The following is a 19299-nucleotide window of genomic DNA, read 5'->3' on the forward strand; positions in this document are numbered from 1 at the left end:
GTTTATTCAAGATAAAATGGATGAGAAATTTTCGGCCGACAAATAGCGCATGCGCTGGCCAGTACCGGGGTGATCGAACGCCAATTCATTTGCGTGTAAGCACAGTCGTGGGCTGGCTTGTTGCCAGTTTTCTGGGGCGTACAGGCTATCTCCCAGAATCGGATGGCCAATGGCCTGTAAATGCACACGCAACTGATGCGTTCGCCCCGTATAGGGTTCTAAGGCGACCAATGTCGTCGTCGAAAAACGCTGAATGACCTGCCACAGCGTTCGAGCCGGCTTACCTAGCTGTAGGTCCACGACTTGGCGGGGTTTGATTTCCGGGGCATAGCGCATCGCTAATTCAATTTCACCCGCGTCGTCTTGCAGTATGCCTGCCACTAAAGCGGTATAGCGCTTATCGACGGTACGTGCTTGAAATTGCTTGCCTAAGTGACTAATGGCCTCTTTGTGCCGACCAAATACCATCACGCCAGAGGTGTCACGATCAAGGCGGTGGACAGCATGGATGCTGGGGTCAAAGGCTTGCAGGCGGGTCAAGATACTGTCTTGCTTGTCTTCACCAACACCTGGAACACTGTGTATGCCAGAAGGCTTGAGTAAAACCACGCAGTCGCGATCAGCATAAAGCACATCGAGACCCGGGCAAGGGCAGGGCAGTGCTGGCGTGAGGGTCTCTTTCATGCGGCGGATTGTACACTAAGCAAAAGAGGGGGCCGCACGAAAATGACGGCGTGCCAGTAAAATCGCCATAAACTGCAAGCCTGCGCTTACAAAGAACGTAGAACCTAAGCGCCAGTCATCGGCGGGCAACGTAGACACCATGCCAAGCAATGGCGTGCCTATTAGTGGTGCAATCACGGTCATTAAGCTAGCAATAGAATTTAACGCACCTTGAGTTAGGCCTTGCTCAGACTCATGTGCCGCTTTCGAGATAATGCCTTGTAGTGCTGGAGACGCCGTAAACGACAAAATATTGGCTGTGATTAACAGGTACAGCATCCAGCTTTGATCGATCAGGCCATAGCCTATCGAGGCCAACATCGCAGAAGTCATCGCCATCATGGCCAATTTTTGTTCGCCAAAGCGCTGCAATAATGAGCCCATAAACACGCCTTGAGCCAAAACCGCCATTAAACCGACCAAGCACAGGGCCATGCCGTTATCTGCTGGCTGCCATTGGAAACGAAAACTCGTGTACAGCACCCACGTTGTTTGCAGTATCCATTGGGCCAGTAGTATTAAAGAATAGACTACGATAAGTAATCCAACCCCTTGTAATCCTTTGAGATGCTTCAGTGCGCCAAAGGGATTGGCCTGACTTAGCTTCAGCGGCCGACGGCGCTCAACCGACAACGACTCCGGCAGCACAAACCAACCATAGAGGCCATTTAGCAATGCCATGGCTGAGGCAATCCAAAAGGGCAGCCTGAGGTCGTCGCTGGCTAAAATACCGCCGAGCGCAGGACCCACAATAAAACCTAAGCCAAAAGCTGCACCAATGGCGCCAAAGCCTTTGCTGCGCTCGGCTGGCGTGGTGATGTCGGCGACATAGGCATTGGCTACGGTAAAGCTAGCACTCGTAGCGCCGCTCAGCACGCGGGATAGCAGCAAAATGAGTAGCGAGTCTGTGGTGGCCGAAATGAGATACGCCGAGCCAAGACCGAAAATGGATAGCAACAAAATGGGACGTCGACCAAAGCGATCACTCAGCGCACCCAGTAACGGCATGGCTAAGAACTGGGTGATGCCAAAGGTCACCATCAAGGCGCCATACCAATACGACTGCAAGTCCGGAGAGCCAGCCAATTCGCCAACCAAGGATGGCAAGACCGGTAGCATCAACCCAATACCCAGCATGTCGACAAAAACGGTGATGAGAATAAACCGCAGGCTTGCACGTGAATGTCGCATTCTGATTCCTGGCCGTCATGTGGGCTTCAGCTGATGGCGCATAGTAGCGAAAGTTAGGCATTTTCGGTGCCATACTTATCTTCGTATAATTTATATTATGTTAAATCGTATTTATAAGTCAGCGCCCACAGGGTTATCTGCGTTAGAGTCACTCTACTCATTCATTGACTTGAATCGACTCTCGGAAGCCCAATGCACGTTAAGCACTATCGACACCTCCTTTCCATACTGACACTTACTGTTTGTAGTTTCAGCCTCGTGGGCCACGCTAAAAGCATCGATGCCAATAGTTATAACTACCCACTGACAAATCCCTTCGAAGCCACCATTGCTACAACCCCTACCGTATTGCAGCCGGCGGACTTGCCGTCCAATCGCAACATTGATCAAGACGACTACGAGTTGAATCTCAGGCCAGAGCGTGAATTCACGTTGCCCGACAACTTTTGGGCCGTTAAAAAGCTGAAATATCGGATTGCGCGTCAACCTGGCCCAGCCCCACTGATTTTTCTCATCGCGGGCACTGGCTCAAACTACGCCAGCAGCACCATGGATTTCCTTAAGAAAGTCTTTTATCGCGATGGCTTTCACGTCGTGCAGCTGTCTTCGCCGACCAGTTACGACTTTATGGCTGGTGCCTCCCGCTACGCCACACCCGGCTACAGCCCGGAAGATGCTCGCGATCTGTATAACGTGATGAATGCCGTTAAAGCGCAGCAAAATCAGCTTAAAGTCACCGAGTATCACTTACTGGGATATAGTTTAGGTGGTCTGAATGCGGCCTTTGTCAGTCGCCTGGATGAAGAAAAGAAAAGCTTTAACTTCAAGCGCGTGCTGATGATTAACCCGCCGGTCAATCTGGCAACCTCTGTGAGCAATCTGGATAAGCTGGTGCAGACGAATGTTAAGGGCGTGAATGATGATCAAACCTTCTTTGAGCTTATCTTCACTAAGTTAGCGACGTATTTCCGCGCTAAAGGCCATATTCAGCTCGATGCCGCCATGCTCTATGACTTCCAGCAGTCATCGCAAAGCCTTAGTAATGAAGAGCTGGCCATGTTAATTGGCACGACGTTCCGCTTTTCCGCGGCGGATATCGTGTTCACAACGGACCTGGTGAATCGGCGTGGCAGTATTGTTCCGCTCGATAGTGTTATTACCGAAACCAGCTCTTTAACGCCCTACTTCCAGGCATCCCTGCGTTGCAATTTCACTTGCTACATCAATCATCAGTTACTCCCGTTCTGGCGCCAACGTTTTGAAGGCCGTGATTTGGATCAACTGATTAATGATTCTAGTCTGACTGTACTGGCTGACTACCTCCAGAACAGTCCAAAAATTGGCGTGATGACCAACGCGGACGACCTCATTTTGGGGCGCGGCGACTTAACTTTTCTGCGTAAAACCTTTGCTCAGCGGCTCACCGTGTATCCCTACGGGGGGCACTTAGGAAATCTAAATTTCCGAATCAACGTCGCTGATATGCTGGAGTTCTTCCATGAATAAGTCGTTAATTCTGACACTCCTGCTGACCTCCCTTACGGCAACTGTGCATGCCGAAGGTAATGACGATGAAGGCTTTAAGCAGCCGTTAGCCTCACTTAAATTCCTGCGCCAAGCACAGGGCGCAGTCGTTTTTAATCAAGCGACTCTCGAGCTACTGGATGTTCAAGACCCATGGGAGTCGGCTAATCGACGGCTGTATCACTTCAATCAACGGGTAGATGAGCGCGTTTTATTGCCTGTGGTGAAGGGCTATCGCTTCTTTGTGCCAAGCTTAGTTCGTCAGGGCGTGACGAACATCTTCAGCAACCTGAGCGATGTTAGCCACCTCACCAACAGTGTGCTGCAACTCAAAGGCAAGCGCTCGCTGAAGACGGGTGGACGACTACTCATCAACACCACCGTAGGGCTTGCAGGCCTGTGGGACCCAGCAGCCAAACTCGGCCTGCAACAAGAGATCGAAGACTTTGGTCAAACATTGGGTTTTTATGGCGTAGACCAAGGCCCGTATCTGATTTTGCCCGTCCTTGGCCCGTCAAATGTGCGCGATGCTGGTGGCAGAGCGGTTGATTTCACCGTCGGTGAGAGTATTAACTTTCTGAATGTGCCCGAAACCAGTAACGAACACCGTGAAATCAGCGCGTTGAAAATTGTCAACGAACGCGAAGTCACCGAGTTTCGCTATGGGCAAATGAATTCACCGTTCGAGTACGAGAAGTTGCGCTATGTGTTTAGTCGCGCTCGTGAGTTACAGGTGCTGGACTGAACCAGTTGAGCTGATCGCGCAGCTGCACCACCTCACCCACAATAATGAGGGTGGGCGCTGGTAGCGGTTGGCCTGCTAGCTTCTCAACGATATTTTCTAAGGTGCCGGTAATGACCTGCTGCTGGGGGGTGGTGCCTTTCGAGATCATCGCCACTGGCGTGCTAGGCGTTAGGCCATGTGCCAGCAGTTGCTCACGTATAGGGCCAAGGCTGACCAAGCCCATGTACAGCACCAGAGTCTGATTCGGATGCACCAGCTCAGCCCACGGTAAGTCCGGCGTGCCATCCTTAAGATGCCCGGTGACAAAACGTACCGACTGCGCGTAGTTACGATGGGTGAGCGGGATGCCCGCGTATGCCGCACAACCACTGGCTGCGGTGATGCCGGGAACGACCTGGAAACTAATACCAGCCGCAGCCAGCTCTTCAATTTCTTCACCACCGCGTCCAAAAATGAACGGGTCGCCACCTTTAAGACGGCAAACACGCTTTCCTTCCTGAGCCAGACGCACCAGCAAGGCATTAATGCCCTCCTGAGGTACGGCGTGCTCTGCCCTCGCCTTACCGACATAGATGCGGTCGGCATCACGACGGCACAGATCGAGAATAGGCGCCGATACGAGTCGGTCATACACAATGACATCGGCTTGTTGCATTAAGCGCAGGGCTTTAAACGTAAGCAGGTCCGGATCGCCTGGTCCGGCACCCACCAAATAGACCTCTCCGGCTTGTTGCTTCTGCGGTGCGGCAAACGCCTGCTGCAAATGGCTGCGTGCTTCGTCATCACGGCCACTGAACACCAGATCAGGCATGGGACCTTCAAGCTGAGCCTCCCAGAAGGCACGACGCGAAGAAGTATCGGGAAAAGTCTGTTTAGCGAGGGTGCGAAACTCACCGAGCAGCTGCGCTAAGCGGCCGTATGCGGCGGGAATCATCGACTCAATTTTGCCGCGAAGTATGCGTGCCAGCACCGGCGAAACGCCATTACTGGAGATACCAATGAGCAACGGTGAGCGATCCACAATAGCGGGGAAAATCACGGTGCAAAGCGCGGGCGCGTCCACCACATTGACCGGAATACGTCGCGCCTGACAGGCCTGAGACACCGCTGCATTCAAGGCTTCATCGTCTGTAGCGGAGATCACCAAAGTCTGATCAGCAATATCATCGCTGGTATACGGGCGTAAGTGCACCGTACCACCCGCTGCTTCAACTTGCGCACGCAGTGCAGGTAACACCTCGGGTGCGACTAAGGTGACTATGCCTCCGGCGCGAAGTAGGAGCGACACCTTGCGCAGGGCAATGTCTCCGCCACCAACTACCAGACAGGGCTGACCCTTGAGACGAAAGCCCAGCGGCAACGTATCCATGATGCGTCCTTACGCCGTTGGCGTGAGTAGGGTTTGACCACCGAGATAGCCTTGCAGCACCGTTGGAATGCGAACAGAACCATCAGCTTGCTGATAGTTTTCGAGAATGGCCACCAATGTGCGGCCTACGGCCAGACCTGAGCCATTCAGCGTATGCAATAGTTCTGGCTTTCCCGTTTCCGGGTTGCGATAGCGTGCTTGCAAACGACGCGCTTGGAAGCTGCCCATGTTCGAGCAAGAGGAGATTTCGCGATACTTGCCCTGCCCTGGCAACCAGACTTCCAGATCGTAGGTTTTGCAGGCGGAAAAACCCATGTCTCCGCCACACAGCAACATGGCGCGATATGGCAGCTCTAGTTTTTGCAAGATGACTTCGGCATGGCCGGTTAAGGCTTCCAGTGCCGCATCCGAATCCTCCGGGCGTACAAACTGTACAAGCTCAACTTTTTCGAATTGGTGCTGACGAATCATGCCGCGCGTGTCACGACCATACGAGCCGGCTTCGCTACGGAAACACGGTGTGTGTGCTGTGTAGCGTTTGGGTAGCTCGTCAGCGGCCAGAATTTCGTCACGATGTAAGTTAGTGACCGGCACTTCAGCGGTTGGAATTAAATACAGCTCACGCTCGCCCGGCACTTTAAACAAATCTTCAGCAAACTTCGGTAACTGCCCTGTGCCTTGCAGGCTCTCGGCGTTTACCAGATAGGGAACATAGAGCTCTTCGTAGCCATGCTGCTGGGTATGGATATCCAGCATGAACTGGGTCAACGCACGATGCAGTCGAGCCAGCGGCCCTTTTAATACGGTGAAGCGTGAGCCACTGAGTTTGGTGGCGCGTTCAAAGTCCATGCCCAGCTTTTCGCCAAGCGCCACGTGGTCTTGAGCAGCAAACGCCAGTTCCGGCACTTTGCCCCAGCGACGCACTTCCACGTTATCGTCTTCGCCCTTACCTTCTGGCACGGTGTCATGGGGTAAATTCGGTACGCTCAGTGCTAATGCTTGCCACTCCGACTGAACGGCTGCTAACGCTTGTTCAGCGGCTACCAGATCGGCATTTACTTGCGCCATTTCGGCCGCCAGTGCATCCGTATTTTCCCCGGCACGCTTGGCCTGCCCAAAACGCTTAGAACCTGAATTGCGCTCAGCTTGCAGGCGCTCGGCCTCCATTTGCAGGCTACGTCGCTTTTGCTCCAACGATCGCCATACATCGAAGTCCAAAGTGACATGACGCTTGGCGAGTGCAGCGGCTACGGTATCGAGGTCTTGGCGCAGCAGTTTCGGGTCCAGCATGGATCGAAGTCCTTAAGTCAGTCTTGCAGTTATAAGACTCAATGATACCTGCAAGCGTGGATGGAGTCAGGCAGGCTTCGCGTGCTAATCACGCATCTCGTGCTGAAAATTCCAATACTTAGCCCGTAAAAGGTCAGATAATAGCGGCCTTCTTTATGGCCTAGTGACTGGGTAACCCCGCATGGAAATCAAAGTAAATTTTCTCGACAACCTGCGGCTAGAGGCCAAGTTTGATGACTTCACGGTAATCGCTGACCAGCCTATTCGCTACAAGGGCGATGGCTCCGCCCCAGGGCCTTTTGACTACTTCCTGGCTTCATCGGCTTTATGCGCCGCCTACTTTGTAAAGCTGTACTGCCAGACGCGCGACATTCCTACTCACAATATTCGACTGTCTCAGAACAATATTGTTGATCCGGAAAACCGCTACAACCAAATCTTTAAAATCCAAGTGGAGCTGCCGGCAGATTTATCTGAAAAGGATCGCCAAGGCATTCTGCGCTCCATTGAGCGCTGCACGGTTAAAAAAGTGGTTCAAGCAGGCCCCGAATTCGTCATTGAGGTTGTGGATAGCCTGGACTCCGATGCTCAAGCCTTGCTCATGCCCAATGCAGAGTTACAAACAGCCACCTATATCGTCGGCAAAGATCTGCCCCTGGAACAAACCATTGCCAATATGTCCGGCCTACTGGCGGACTTAGGCATGAAAATTGAGATCGCGTCTTGGCGCAATATTGTGCCCCATGTGTGGTCATTGCATATTCGCGATGCCCACTCTCCTCTGTGTTTCACCAATGGCAAAGGGGCAACAAAAGAGAGTGCGTTAGCTTCGGCCTTAGGCGAATTTATTGAGCGGCTAAACTGCAATTTTTTCTACAACGATCAATTCTGGGGAGAAGACATCGCTCAGGCCGACTTTGTTCACTACCCTGAAGAGCGCTGGTTTAAGCCCGGAGCAGATGGCGCGCTACCGGCTGAGATTCTGGATGAATATTGCCTCGCCATTTACAACCCAGACGACGAACTCTTGGGCACACACCTTTACGACACTAACTCCGGCAACAGTGCCCGGGGCATTTGCTCGTTACCGTTTGTGCGCCAGTCTGATGGTGAAGTGATTTATTTTCCTTCCAACCTCATTGAAAACCTCTATTTGAGCAATGGTATGAGTGCCGGTAACACGCTGGCAGAGGCTCAAGTGCAGTGTTTGTCAGAGATTTTCGAGCGCGCCGTTAAACGGGAAATTTTGGAAGGCGAATTCACCCTTCCCGATGTTCCTCAAGAGGTCTTGGCCAAGTTCCCGGGAATTCTTGCGGGGATTGAAGGTCTGGAAGCTCAGGGCTATCCCGTGTTAGTGAAAGATGCCTCGCTGGGCGGTGAGTTTCCGGTCATGTGTGTCTGCCTCATGAACCCTCGCACGGGCGGCGTATTTGCCTCTTTTGGCGCTCACCCACGATTTGAGGTGGCACTCGAGCGCAGCCTTACCGAGCTGCTGCAGGGCCGTAGTTTTGAAGGCTTGAACGACTTACCACAACCTACCTTTAGCAGTGAGGCTGTCACCGAGCCGAACAACTTTGTTGAGCACTTTATTGATTCCAGTGGACTCGTGTCTTGGCGTTTCTTCAGTTCGCGTGCCGATTTCAAGTTTGTTGAGTGGGATTTTTCAGCTCAAGGCCAGAATGCTTCGGCAACGGAAGCGGCTACCCTCTTTGGCATTCTGAAAAAGATGGGCAAAGAAGCCTATATGGCCGTCTATGAGCACCTTGGCGCAAAAGCCTGCCGAATTCTGGTCCCTGGCTATTCAGAGATTTATCCGGTGGAGGATTTGGTGTGGGACAACACCAACAAAGCCCTGCGCTTCCGTGAAGACATTCTGAATGTGCATCGCTTAGATGATGACGCGCTGACCCTACTCCTTGAGCGCTTAGAAGAAAGCGAGCAGGACGACTACACTGAAATCAGCACGCTCATCGGTATTGAGTTTGACGACAACACGGTGTGGGGCCAGCTCTCCATTCTGGAACTAAAGCTGCTGATTCATCTCGCCTTACAGCAGCACGAAGAGGCCAAGGAGCTGGTGGAAAACTACCTGCAATTCAATAACAACACAGTCGATCGAGGCTTGTTTTATCAGGCCGTTAACGCTTTGCTCGAAGTACATCTCGCGAAAGACATGAAGTTAACGGATTTCGAGCCGAACTTCCGCCGGATGTTTGGCCAAGAACGTATGGATGCGGCAATTGGCTCTGTCGATGGCGTTGTGCGTTTCTTCGGCCTAACCCCCACCAGCATGAAGCTCGAGGGCCTGGATCGGCACCTACGACTCATAGAGAGCTATAAGAAACTGCATCAGGCTAGAGCGCAGGCAGCGAAGCGGACCGCTTAAGTGCTCTTTCCAGGACGGGGGCGCTAGCTCCCCTTCCCTTTTGTGCTTTTAGCCGCTTCATCGAGCTGGCGCAGAAAGCCCAGCTTATCCGCTATTTTAATCTCCAAGCCTCGGGGCACGGGCTGATACCAATGAGGTGGTGTCATACCTTCCGGTAGATAGGTCTCGCCCGCGGCATACGCATGTGGCTCATCATGCGCGTAACGATACGCATGGCCATGCCCGAGCTCCTTCATGAGCTGGGTTGGGGCATTGCGCAGATGAACAGGCACTTCCCGGCTGCTATCTTGCTGCACATACGCGCGAGCGCGATTGTAAGCGTTGTAGCCGGCATTGCTCTTGGCTGCCACAGCGAGATAAATCACGGCTTGCCCCAGCGCTAACTCCCCTTCAGGCTTGCCTAAGCGCTCATAGGTTTGGGCGGCATCATTGGCGATTTGCATGGCGCGGGGGTCGGCCAGGCCAATATCTTCCCACGCCATACGAATGATGCGTCGTGCCAAGTAGTAAGGGTCAGCACCACCGTCGAGCATACGGCTCAGCCAATACAGCGCAGCATCCGGATCGGAGCCACGTACCGATTTATGTAAGGCCGATATCTGGTCGTAGAAGTCATCACCGCCTTTGTCGAAGCGACGCAGCGAACCTTGCAGTACTTCGCTTAAGCTGGCTTCGTCTAATTGGCCTCCGGCGGCTTCGGCCAGATCGGCTGCAATTTCCAGCAGATTTAGCGCGCGACGGGCATCGCCGTCAGCAGCATGGGCCAAGGCCTGAAGTTCAATATCGGTAAAACGCAGCGAACGCTCCCCCAAACCGCGAGCATCCTGACAGGCCATCTTCAGAAGTTTCAGCAACTCCTCCAGCGACAGCGAGCGAAGTACATAGACGCGGGCACGCGACAGCAACGCTTTATTCAGCTCAAACGAAGGATTTTCGGTGGTCGCACCGATAAAGATCAGCGTGCCATCTTCCACGTAGGGCAAAAAGGCATCTTGCTGGGATTTGTTGAAGCGATGCACTTCATCAACAAATAACACCGTACGTTGGCCGCTTTGACGATAAAACTGCGCCTCTTCAATGGCTGCGCGAATCTCTTTTACGCCAGACAAGACGGCAGAAACGGCAATAAAGCGGGCATCGCAAGCGCTACTCATCAAGCGCGCCAAGGTGGTTTTGCCCACCCCGGGTGGCCCCCAGAGAATCATGGAGTGCAGATGGCCGCTTTCTAAGGCCTCGCGCAATGGACAGCCCGGCGCTAACACATGGGTCTGCCCAACATACTCAGCCAGACTTTGTGGCCGCAAACGTGCGGCCAGCGGTTGATAGGCTGAGCTCATGGCCTTATTCACGAATAATGTCTGTGCCAGCCGGCGGGGTGAACTTAAACGCGGAGGCAGGAATCGCAGTGTTGCGCTTGACCCGGAAAAACTCGATCTGGGTTTGTTGGCCTAGGCTATCACGCAGAGTCATCATTAAAGGATCATTGCCTTTAAATTGCAGGCTGAGGTTAGCAAAGAGGGTATCTTTGGCCTTGGGCGTAAGCGTGTAAATCACACTCCCACCATTTTTCTTTGCGCGAATGATGAACTGTTTTTGCAGTGCCGCCGCATTGCCCGTAAACAGCAGTGCAGGCGTTTGACTCAGCTCTTGGCTTACCGGCCGAATGGTCATTTGCTGCAAATCGGGGTCAAAAATTTTCAGCTCACGGCCATCGGAAACCAAAATTTGCGAGTAAGGCCGGCGCACTTCCCAACGGAAAAAGCCCGGCTTCTGGGCTTGGATATGGCCCAGAACGACGCTCTCTGGCTTGCCTTGTGTGGCCTGTGTTGTCTGTGTGAAATCAGCATCTAAACTGCGGATAGCCTTTAACTTAGCTGCGAGGTCAGTGCCTGCATCAGCAAGTGCTGGCACAGGTGCCAGCCACAATCCCAAGCCCAATGTCAGTACCGATAAAATCTTGCGTTGCATAAACATGTCGTGATCTCTAGTTAACGCCTTATTCGCGTCGGGGTACCACGACTTCACGTTGGCCGTTGGTCTGCATCGCAGATACCACACCAGCGTTCTCCATCGCTTCTACCAAGCGTGCTGCCCGGTTGTAACCGATCTTGAACTTGCGCTGTACAAAGGAAATCGACGGACGCCGTGTTTCCAGCACAAAAGCCACCGCTTCATCGTAGAGCGCATCTTGCTCGGGGTCGCCGCCAACATCATCGAATCCGCCAAAACCGCCCTTGCCGCCACCATCAGTGACTTCGAGGCTGCCTTCTAGGATTTCGTCGATGTAGTCTGGCTCGCCACGAGCGCGCCAATCACCACAAACGCGGTGGACCTCATCATCGCTGACAAAGGCACCGTGAACACGCTCCGTTAAGCTCGTGCCTGGCGGCAAAAACAGCATATCGCCATGGCCGAGCAGCATTTCTGCCCCGCCCTGATCGAGGATGGTGCGCGAGTCGATGCGCGACGACACTTGGAAGGCGATACGCGTGGGCACGTTGGCTTTAATCAAGCCGGTAATAACATCCACCGAGGGCCGCTGCGTGGCCAAAATCAAATGGATGCCGGCCGCACGCGCCTTCTGCGCAATACGGGCAATCAGCTCTTCAACCTTCTTGCCCACAATCATGATCATGTCGGCAAATTCGTCGATGATAACCACCACAAACGGCAGCTTGCCCAGTTCTGATGCTTCTTCCTCGAAGACATTCTCGCCCGGCTTCCACAACGGGTCCTTAATCGGTTCACCGGCAGCAATCGCATCGGCCACTTTCTTGTTGTAACCGTCGAGGTTACGCACACCGAGCTTGGACATGAGTTTGTAGCGACGCTCCATCTCAGCCACGCACCAGCGTAGCGCGTTGGCGGCATCCTTCATGTCGGTCACGACCGGCGTCAGCAGGTGCGGAATCTTGTCGTAGACCGACAGCTCCAACATCTTCGGGTCAATCATGATCAGGCGCAGCTCGGCCGGCGTCGCCTTGAATAGCATGGACAAAATCATGGCGTTCACGCCTACCGACTTACCCGAACCGGTCGTACCCGCCACCAGCAAATGCGGCATGCGCGCCAAGTCAGCCACAATGGGATTGCCCGCAATATCTTTACCCAGGGCCAAGGTCAACGGGCTGGTTTTGGACTCAAAAGCCTGTGAGGTCAGAATTTCGGATAGGCGAACCATTTCGCGATCTTGGTTCGGCACTTCAATACCCACCACCGATTTGCCTGGAATCACTTCCACCACGCGCACAGAAACCATGGCCATGGCACGCGCCAAATCCTTAGCGATGTTGGTAATGCGCGCTACCTTGACCCCTGCAGCGGGTTGAATCTCAAAGCGCGTAATAACAGGGCCCGGCTGTACGGCAACCACTTCGGCGTCGACATTGAACTCTTTAAGCTTGATTTCCAATAGGCGCGACATGGCCTCCAAGGCTTCGGGGGTATAGCCCCGACGGCCCCGAGGTTCGGCGGGGTCTAGTAGGTCTAAGGCAGGCAAGCTGCCCTCGCCCGGTGGCGGCGCGAAGAGTTGACGCTGAGCGTCGGGCTTTTTCGCCGGCTTAACTTCGGCAATGGGCTGAATCGTGATGTCCAGTTTCGGCCGTGGCGTTTCCATCGGCGTTGCCTGAGTCTCTGGTACACGCGGCGTGAACACAGGCTTTGGTGCTGGCTGACTCACAGAGTCGCGCATGACCGGCTCTTGCCGGCGCAGACCCTGCTCTGAGTTAGCGGGCAGTGAAGAGGCCGGCGTGCGACCGGCCATCCAACGCTGCCAAAGGCTGGCGCAGACGGCACCCACCCAGCTGGCTAACTGCCAAACCATCCGACCCAAGCGCTCTAGCAGCCAAGGCCACGACAAGCCGCTGGCCAAGGTGAATGTCAGCACAAATAAAGTGCCAAGAATTAATGTGCCACCAATGATGCCGGTGGCCTGCCACATGGCTAAGCCGAGTGTGCGTCCGAGAAGACCGCCCACGCCATTATCTAAGCCATAGCCAGGCTGGTATTGATGCAGTGCTAACAAGGCTGCCAATGAAAATAGCGACACCGTCCACGCGGCCGCTTGTTGCCAACCCTTCAATTCAATCTGGGGTTGAAACCAAAACAAGGCCACCCGCCAGAAAAGCAGCAGCGGTACGGCATAGGCAACATAGCCTAGTAGGAAACCCAGAATATCGGATAGATAAGCACCAAACTGACCTGCCGCATTGAGCGTGGGACCGGTGCCCCACTGGGTCCACGCGGGGTCATTGGCGTCATGGCTATAGATGCTTAAGGCAATAAAGCATGCCAAGACGATCCAAAATATTCGCTGCAAAACAAGACGGCCGGGTTTGGTCGTTGTTGCAGGATCTCGAGTTTGTTCAGGCGCGGCCACTGCAATTTTCCCAGATCATGTGATGCGACATTGTAGCGACCTGTCCAGAAGATGACAGGACCTCTGCTACACTCTCTGCCAGTCTTTTAACCCTAACAACGGAGTTGTCATGGCCAGCGTACATCATCGCCTGATTATTTTGGGTTCCGGCCCTGCCGGATACACCGCAGCTGTTTACGCAGCGCGTGCAAATTTGCAACCGGTGGTCATCACCGGCATGCAGTCTGGCGGTCAGCTCACCACCACCACTGAAGTCGACAACTGGCCCGGCGATGCTCACGGCCTTACCGGCCCTGCGCTGATGGAGCGTATGCAAGCGCATGCTGAACGCTTTGGCACACAAGTGGTATTTGATCACATCAATGCGGTGAAACTTGATCAACGCCCCTTTGTGCTCACGGGTGACAGCGCGGAATACACCTGCGATGCCCTCATCATTGCGACGGGCGCCTCGGCACAGTATCTGGGCCTCGAGTCTGAAACGGCGTTTATGGGCCGCGGCATTAGCGCCTGCGCAACCTGCGACGGCTTTTTTTATCGTGGCCAACGCGTCATGGTCGTGGGCGGTGGCAACACGGCTGTTGAAGAAGCGCTGTACCTGTCCAACATTGCTGAGCACGTCACGCTGGTGCATCGCCGCGACAAACTGAAGTCCGAGAAGATCCTGCAAGATCATTTGTTTGAGAAAGAGAAAGCCGGAAAAATCACGATTATCTGGAATCACAGCCTAAAAGAAGTGTTGGGCGATGACTCCGGTGTGACCGGTGCACTGCTGGCATCCACCACCGGTGGCGCAGATCAGACCGTGCCGGTGGCCGGTATTTTCATCGCGATTGGCCACAAGCCCAACTCCGACATCTTTGCTGGCCAACTCGACATGAAAAACGGCTACCTCAAGGTTAAGAGCGGTAGCGAAGGCAATGCCACGGCCACCAGTATTCCAGGCGTTTTTGCCGCAGGCGATATTGCTGACCACATCTACCGTCAAGCCATTACCTCTGCAGGTGCTGGCTGTATGGCGGCATTGGATGCGGAGAAGTATCTGGATGCTCAGAGTCACTAAGCCAGCGATCATGATTAACCTCTAGTGTGGAAACTCAGGTATGGCGATTCAACTTCCTTGGCTAGACGCCAGCCTGAGCTTTCCCTCGCCACTGCAAGCACTGAATGACCCAGACGGCTTGCTAGCCGCAGGCGGTGATTTGTCACCGAAGCGACTGCTGGCCGCCTACCGACAGGGAATTTTCCCCTGGTTCTCTGAGGCTGACCCCATACTCTGGTGGTCGCCAGATCCGCGCTGTGTCATTTACCCCGCTCAATTCAGTGCGAGCCGCAGCCTCAAAAAATCACTGAATAAATCCGGCTGGATGATCACTGTGGATCAAGCCTTTGAGGCCGTCATTACGGCCTGTGCGGCCCCAAGAGCCTATGCCGATGACACCTGGATTAGCCCCGATATCGTCAACAGCTATACCAGTCTCCACCGCCAAGGCCATGCACACAGTATCGAGGTTTGGTTTGAAGGTGAGTTAGTGGGCGGCTTATATGGCGTTGAAGTGGGTGCGCTATTTTGTGGTGAGTCCATGTTCAGCACTAAAACCGATGCGTCCAAAATTGCTTACTGGGCACTCACCCAAATCGGGGTTCATGCGGGCTGGCAACTCATCGACGCCCAATTTGAAAATCCTCACCTCATGAGCTTAGGCGCGCGTTTGATTTCCCGCGTAAGCTATCTAGAGCACCTCACCAGCGTACGCGACCAAGCGAGCTTTGATTGGCAGGACGCGAATCAGGTACTTGCTGGCGCAAACTTTCCCGTGAGCCGCCATGTCTGCCAGTGAACTGCGCTTCTATACCACCTCGCCGCATGTGTGCAGTTATATCAGTGGCCGAGAAGCCATCACCTTATTTGCCGACCCAGAAGCCGACATGACGGCCTTCACCTACAGTCAGCTCTCTGACATGGGCTTCCGTCGCAGCGGTCACTATGTGTACCGGCCCCAATGCCAGGGCTGTCAGGCCTGTATTTCCGTACGCGTTCCGGTTCAAACGTTTCAGCCCAAGCGCAATCAACAGCGTGCGTGGTTGCGTAACCAAGACTTGAGCGTGCATTGTGTTGCAGCAGAATGGAATGACGAACATTACGCGCTCTACGCTCGCTATATCGCGGCACGACATCGGGATGGGGATATGTACCCTCCCACGCCGCGTCAGTATCGAGAGTTTCTTACCTGCGATTGGGCCAATACGATTTTTGTAGAGTTTCGCCGTGGCGAGCGTTTATTCGCGCTAGCGGTGACCGATGAGCTAAGTCACGGCTTATCGGCGGTGTATACGTTTTATGACCCCTTAGAGACTTACCGCAGCTTAGGTACCTTCGCTATTCTGTGGCAGATTAAGGAAGCACAACGACGCAACCTGCCCTATTTGTATTTAGGCTATTGGGTCAGACAAGCGGATCGCATGCGCTACAAAACTCAATTTCGGCCATTAGAGTTATTAATTGAGGGTGAGTGGTTGCTTGCTCGTTAAAGCAGGCTTTGCCAGCGCGATGCTTTTCGGGCACAATGCGCCGGCTTTGCGGGCTTACTGCCTGCTCTACTGATTATTTGCCGCCGAGGCCTTTGCTGCATGTCGAAAGAAGAACAGATTGAGTTTGATGGTGTCGTCGTTGACACCCTGCCGAACACCATGTTTCGCGTGAAGCTGGAAAATGGTCATGTCGTGATCGCTCACATTTCCGGAAAAATGCGCAAGCATTACATCCGCATCCTCACGGGTGACCAGGTGAAGGTTGAAATGACGCCGTATGACCTAAGCAAAGGTCGTATCACTTACCGCGTGCGCTAAGCTTCGTCGTTGCTCTCGTGATTTAAAAACGAGACCAACCAACCAATAAAAAGGGCCGAATTATCGGCCCTTTTTATTTGCGTCCCGTTAGGGTTATCCGAGATTACTCCCAGATAACCCGCTTACGCATAGCGACCCACTCGTCGGCATGCGGCAAGTAACGCTCTTCAACCACATTGCGTTTGATTTTCATGGTCGGCGTTAAGAAGCCATTCTCCATGGTCCACTGATCTTTCACCACGACAACATAATCCAACTGTTCGTGGTCTTCGAGCGTGGCATTCACGGTCTTCAACAGCGCCTCAAACTCACTGCTTAAGGTGTTTTTATCCAAGCGGCCATCGGCCAATTCGGCACTGGCATCTAAAGACAACATAAACAGAGCAAAGGGTTGCGGCTGAGTTGGGCCCGTGACACAAATAACTTCTACCTTCGGATGCACATTGAGCTTTTGCTCAATCGGCACCGGAGCGACGTACTTGCCTTTTGAGGTTTTGAACAACTCTTTGACACGGCCAGTAATGCGCAGACGACCCTGCTCATCAATCTCGCCACGATCACCTGTCTTCAGATAGCCATCATCCGTCATGTCTTCGGCCGTTTTATCCGGCGCTTTGTAGTAGCCCATCATTTGACCCGGGCTCTTCACTTGCACTTCACCGGTATCGGCAATGCGGTGCTCAACGCCAGGATTGGTGTGTCCCACATAACCCACACGGACTTCGCCAGGACGTGAGCCGTGCGAGTAACCGTAGTTCTCGGTCATGCCGTAAACATCAAGCAGCTCTAGGCCGATATTGCGGTACCACTGCAGGATATTGGGCGGCAATGGAGCCGAAGCAGTAATCGCCAAACGCACTTTGTCTAAGCCAAGCTGGGTCAGAATTTTGCGCTTAATCACACCCGAGAGAATGGGGATATTAAACAGAATACGCTGCTTGGACGGCGGCAGTTTCTCGTTAATCGCGAGATAGAACTTGGTCCACAAGCGAGGTACCGAGAAGAAAATGGTGGGCTGAGCGCGTTGCAAATCTTGCTGGAACGTCGCCAGACTGTCGGCAAAGTAAACTTTAAAACCGAAATACAAAGACGCCGTTTCAACTACCGCACGCTCGGCCACATGGGCTAAGGGCAAATAGGAAAGCATACGGTCGTCGCGGTTCACTTTATAGGTGTCGCGCAGACCATTAGCGACGGAACACATGGTGCCGAAGCTGTGCATTACGCCCTTGGGACGGCCAGTACTGCCCGATGTGTACACAATCGTGGCCATGGCGCTGGTGTCTGGCAGGGTCACTTCTGCCAGCGGCTCATATTGGGCGACCAAGTCTGTCCACTGCGTTACGTCACTGCGTGGCGACAACGGCAGGCTAATCAGCGGTAGGTTCTCTGGCAAAATGGTTTTGATCTCATTCCAACCATCCGCCTTGCCATCGAGCTTGCCCAAGAACAGCAGCTTGCACTCTGAGTGCTCCAAAATATATTCGGCAGATTCAGCATTCAGCGTCGGATACAGGGGGACGGTGACATGACCAGCCATCCAAACAGCCAAGTCCGCCAGAATCCAATGGGCACTGTTACGGCCCAACAGTCCAATGCTGCTGTGTGCGGGTAAGTTCAGCGACTTTAGATAGTTGGCAACGCGAGTCACCTGATTAGCAGCTTCACCCCAGGTAATTTCAAGGGTTTTTCCGCCATCCAAGGGTTGCGTCATATAGACGGTGTTAGGACTGGTTTCCGCCCATAACATGAAGCAATGGACTAATGTGGATCTAGAGGCATATCGGCTCATCAGAGGGCTACCTTTTCGTTGTTTTATGAAGCTGACTGATGCGTCAAGCAGTGCTTTCTTATACCAAAACTCTTGTGCGTATGGCGAGCGCTAATCACCATTACACGCAGCAAGTTGGCGCATTTGTTCACGATATCGACTGGGGGCCAAGCCATAACTGCGTTTGAATGCCTGCCCAAAAGCCGTTTCTGAGGCATACCCTACGGCATCTCCAATGTGACAAATCGGCTGCCCCGTATGTCGCAATTGCCAAGCAGCGACACGCATACGGTGCTCACTAACATAGGTGAGTGGTGGCTTGCCCATAATTTTTTGAAAACGATCCGCGAACGCAGAACGCGATAAGCAGGCCATCTGAGCTAAGGCAGGCACCGTCCAAGGTCGCCCTGGAAATTTGTGAATCGCACTCAGAACTAACGCTAAGGCAGGATCTTTAAGCGCACGCAGCCAAGAGTCATTGCCCTCAGGCAAGCTCTCAATATAGGTCCGCAGCACCTCGACGAACCAAATATCTCCAAGCCTATTGAGAATGCTTTGATGGCCGGGCCGACGTTCCCGGGTTTCTTGCAAGAGAAACTCAATACCAATGCGTAACCACTCCGGCGTACTTTTTTGCACCCCCAGAATCGGGATTGCTGATGGCAAAGCCGACATGAGTGGTTGACCCAGCTCAGCATCAAAACGGCAGCCGGCTGTCAAAATAAACGCGGACAAATCACCCTGCCCCAAACAAATGGGCGTTTCACGCGATCGACCAAATTGCTCACTAATGTCTACTTGCGTGTTTTCCATGCCGCCTAACGCATGAAGGCTATGGGCCGAGCCCGTCGGCACGATAAGCAAGTCGCCAGCACACAAGTGAAACCGTTCATCGCCTACAGCAACAATAGCCTCCCCTTGCAAGACGGCGTGGAAAATTGAACGATTGGGTAAATTCACACCAAACGCCCAGGCATCCGACGCCGAAACAAAGAAATACTCCGCATCGGTCAGGTGTAAATCGTCAAAAATAATGCTGAGAAAGTCCTGCATTTCGTCTTATTCCGGCGTT

The 19299-nt window shown here is 53.5% G+C and carries 16 protein-coding genes; 7 read left to right on the forward strand and 9 right to left on the reverse strand.

Annotated features, from left to right (window positions below):
* Positions 1–6 precede the first annotated feature (6 nt).
* Both A8710_RS07405 and A8710_RS07410 read right to left on the reverse strand, forming a co-directional pair.
* Entirely contained in the window at positions 7–684 is a 678-nt protein-coding gene (locus tag A8710_RS07405; protein WP_068859294.1) for an RluA family pseudouridine synthase, read from the reverse strand.
* 15 nt (positions 685–699) lie between these two features.
* A complete protein-coding gene (locus A8710_RS07410; protein WP_068859296.1) occupies positions 700–1914 on the reverse strand; it encodes an MFS transporter in 1215 nt (404 codons plus the stop codon).
* Between the two features lie 192 nt (positions 1915–2106).
* Between A8710_RS07410 and A8710_RS07415 the strand changes: the two genes are divergently transcribed.
* Together A8710_RS07415 and A8710_RS07420 are read left to right on the forward strand one after the other, a co-directional pair.
* Complete coding sequence (locus A8710_RS07415) at positions 2107–3420, forward strand: alpha/beta fold hydrolase (protein WP_406609592.1); 1314 nt, start codon at positions 2107–2109, stop codon at positions 3418–3420.
* Positions 3413–4183: an MlaA family lipoprotein gene (locus A8710_RS07420; RefSeq protein WP_068859299.1), complete on the forward strand. Its 771-nt coding sequence runs from the start codon at positions 3413–3415 to the stop codon at positions 4181–4183. Before A8710_RS07415 ends, A8710_RS07420 begins: the two co-directional genes overlap by 8 nt.
* Here the strand turns inward: A8710_RS07420 and cysG are convergent.
* Complete coding sequence (gene cysG / locus A8710_RS07425; RefSeq protein ID WP_068859301.1) at positions 4149–5552, reverse strand: siroheme synthase CysG; 1404 nt, start codon at positions 5550–5552, stop codon at positions 4149–4151. The two genes, A8710_RS07420 and cysG, sit on opposite strands and share 35 nt — an antisense overlap.
* Positions 5553–5561: 9 nt before the next feature.
* Positions 5562–6842, reverse strand: coding sequence for a serine--tRNA ligase (serS, locus tag A8710_RS07430; protein WP_068859303.1), 1281 nt, complete (start codon positions 6840–6842; stop codon positions 5562–5564).
* Positions 6843–7023: 181 nt separating this feature from the next.
* Between serS and A8710_RS07435 the strand changes: the two genes are divergently transcribed.
* The gene (locus A8710_RS07435; protein ID WP_068859305.1) at positions 7024–9228 is read left to right on the forward strand and encodes an OsmC domain/YcaO domain-containing protein; all 2205 of its coding nucleotides are present in this window, start codon (positions 7024–7026) and stop codon (positions 9226–9228) included.
* A 23-nt stretch (positions 9229–9251) separates the two neighbouring features.
* Here the strand turns inward: A8710_RS07435 and A8710_RS07440 are convergent, their stop codons facing one another.
* The 3 genes from A8710_RS07440 to A8710_RS07450 are packed head-to-tail and all read right to left on the reverse strand — an operon-like array spanning position 9252 to position 13606.
* Positions 9252–10565, reverse strand: coding sequence for a replication-associated recombination protein A (locus tag A8710_RS07440; protein ID WP_068859307.1), 1314 nt, complete (start codon positions 10563–10565; stop codon positions 9252–9254).
* Positions 10566–10569: 4 nt separating this feature from the next.
* Positions 10570–11202, reverse strand: coding sequence for an outer membrane lipoprotein chaperone LolA (lolA, locus tag A8710_RS07445; protein ID WP_082968725.1), 633 nt, complete (start codon positions 11200–11202; stop codon positions 10570–10572).
* Positions 11203–11224: 22 nt separating this feature from the next.
* A complete protein-coding gene (locus A8710_RS07450) occupies positions 11225–13606 on the reverse strand; it encodes a DNA translocase FtsK (protein ID WP_082968726.1) in 2382 nt (793 codons plus the stop codon).
* 109 nt (positions 13607–13715) lie between these two features.
* Here A8710_RS07450 and trxB point away from each other — a divergent pair, with 109 nt between their 5' ends.
* The 4 genes from trxB to infA all read left to right on the forward strand — a co-directional run bounded on the left by trxB (position 13716) and on the right by infA (position 16456).
* A complete protein-coding gene (gene trxB, locus A8710_RS07455; RefSeq protein ID WP_068859309.1) occupies positions 13716–14669 on the forward strand; it encodes a thioredoxin-disulfide reductase in 954 nt (317 codons plus the stop codon).
* A 40-nt stretch (positions 14670–14709) separates the two neighbouring features.
* Positions 14710–15447 carry a leucyl/phenylalanyl-tRNA--protein transferase gene (gene aat, locus A8710_RS07460; protein WP_068859310.1) on the forward strand — a complete coding sequence of 246 codons (738 nt, stop codon included), beginning with the start codon at positions 14710–14712 and terminating at the stop codon, positions 15445–15447.
* Positions 15434–16138: an arginyltransferase gene (locus A8710_RS07465; RefSeq protein ID WP_068859312.1), complete on the forward strand. Its 705-nt coding sequence runs from the start codon at positions 15434–15436 to the stop codon at positions 16136–16138. The genes aat and A8710_RS07465 overlap by 14 nt, the downstream gene beginning before the upstream one ends.
* 99 nt (positions 16139–16237) lie before the next feature.
* A complete protein-coding gene (gene infA / locus A8710_RS07470; RefSeq protein ID WP_068859314.1) occupies positions 16238–16456 on the forward strand; it encodes a translation initiation factor IF-1 in 219 nt (72 codons plus the stop codon).
* 103 nt (positions 16457–16559) lie between these two features.
* On the opposite strand, the gene A8710_RS07475 is transcribed toward infA, so the two are convergent.
* Both A8710_RS07475 and A8710_RS07480 read right to left on the reverse strand, forming a co-directional pair.
* Positions 16560–18248 carry an AMP-binding protein gene (locus A8710_RS07475; protein WP_068859316.1) on the reverse strand — a complete coding sequence of 563 codons (1689 nt, stop codon included), beginning with the start codon at positions 18246–18248 and terminating at the stop codon, positions 16560–16562.
* A 90-nt stretch (positions 18249–18338) separates the two neighbouring features.
* Positions 18339–19280 carry an AraC family transcriptional regulator gene (locus A8710_RS07480; protein ID WP_068859318.1) on the reverse strand — a complete coding sequence of 314 codons (942 nt, stop codon included), beginning with the start codon at positions 19278–19280 and terminating at the stop codon, positions 18339–18341.
* Between the last annotated feature and the right edge of the window lie 19 nt (positions 19281–19299).

It is taken from the genome of Perlucidibaca aquatica (genome assembly GCF_001676655.1).
GTDB classification, from domain to species: Bacteria; Pseudomonadota; Gammaproteobacteria; order Pseudomonadales; family Moraxellaceae; genus Perlucidibaca; species Perlucidibaca aquatica.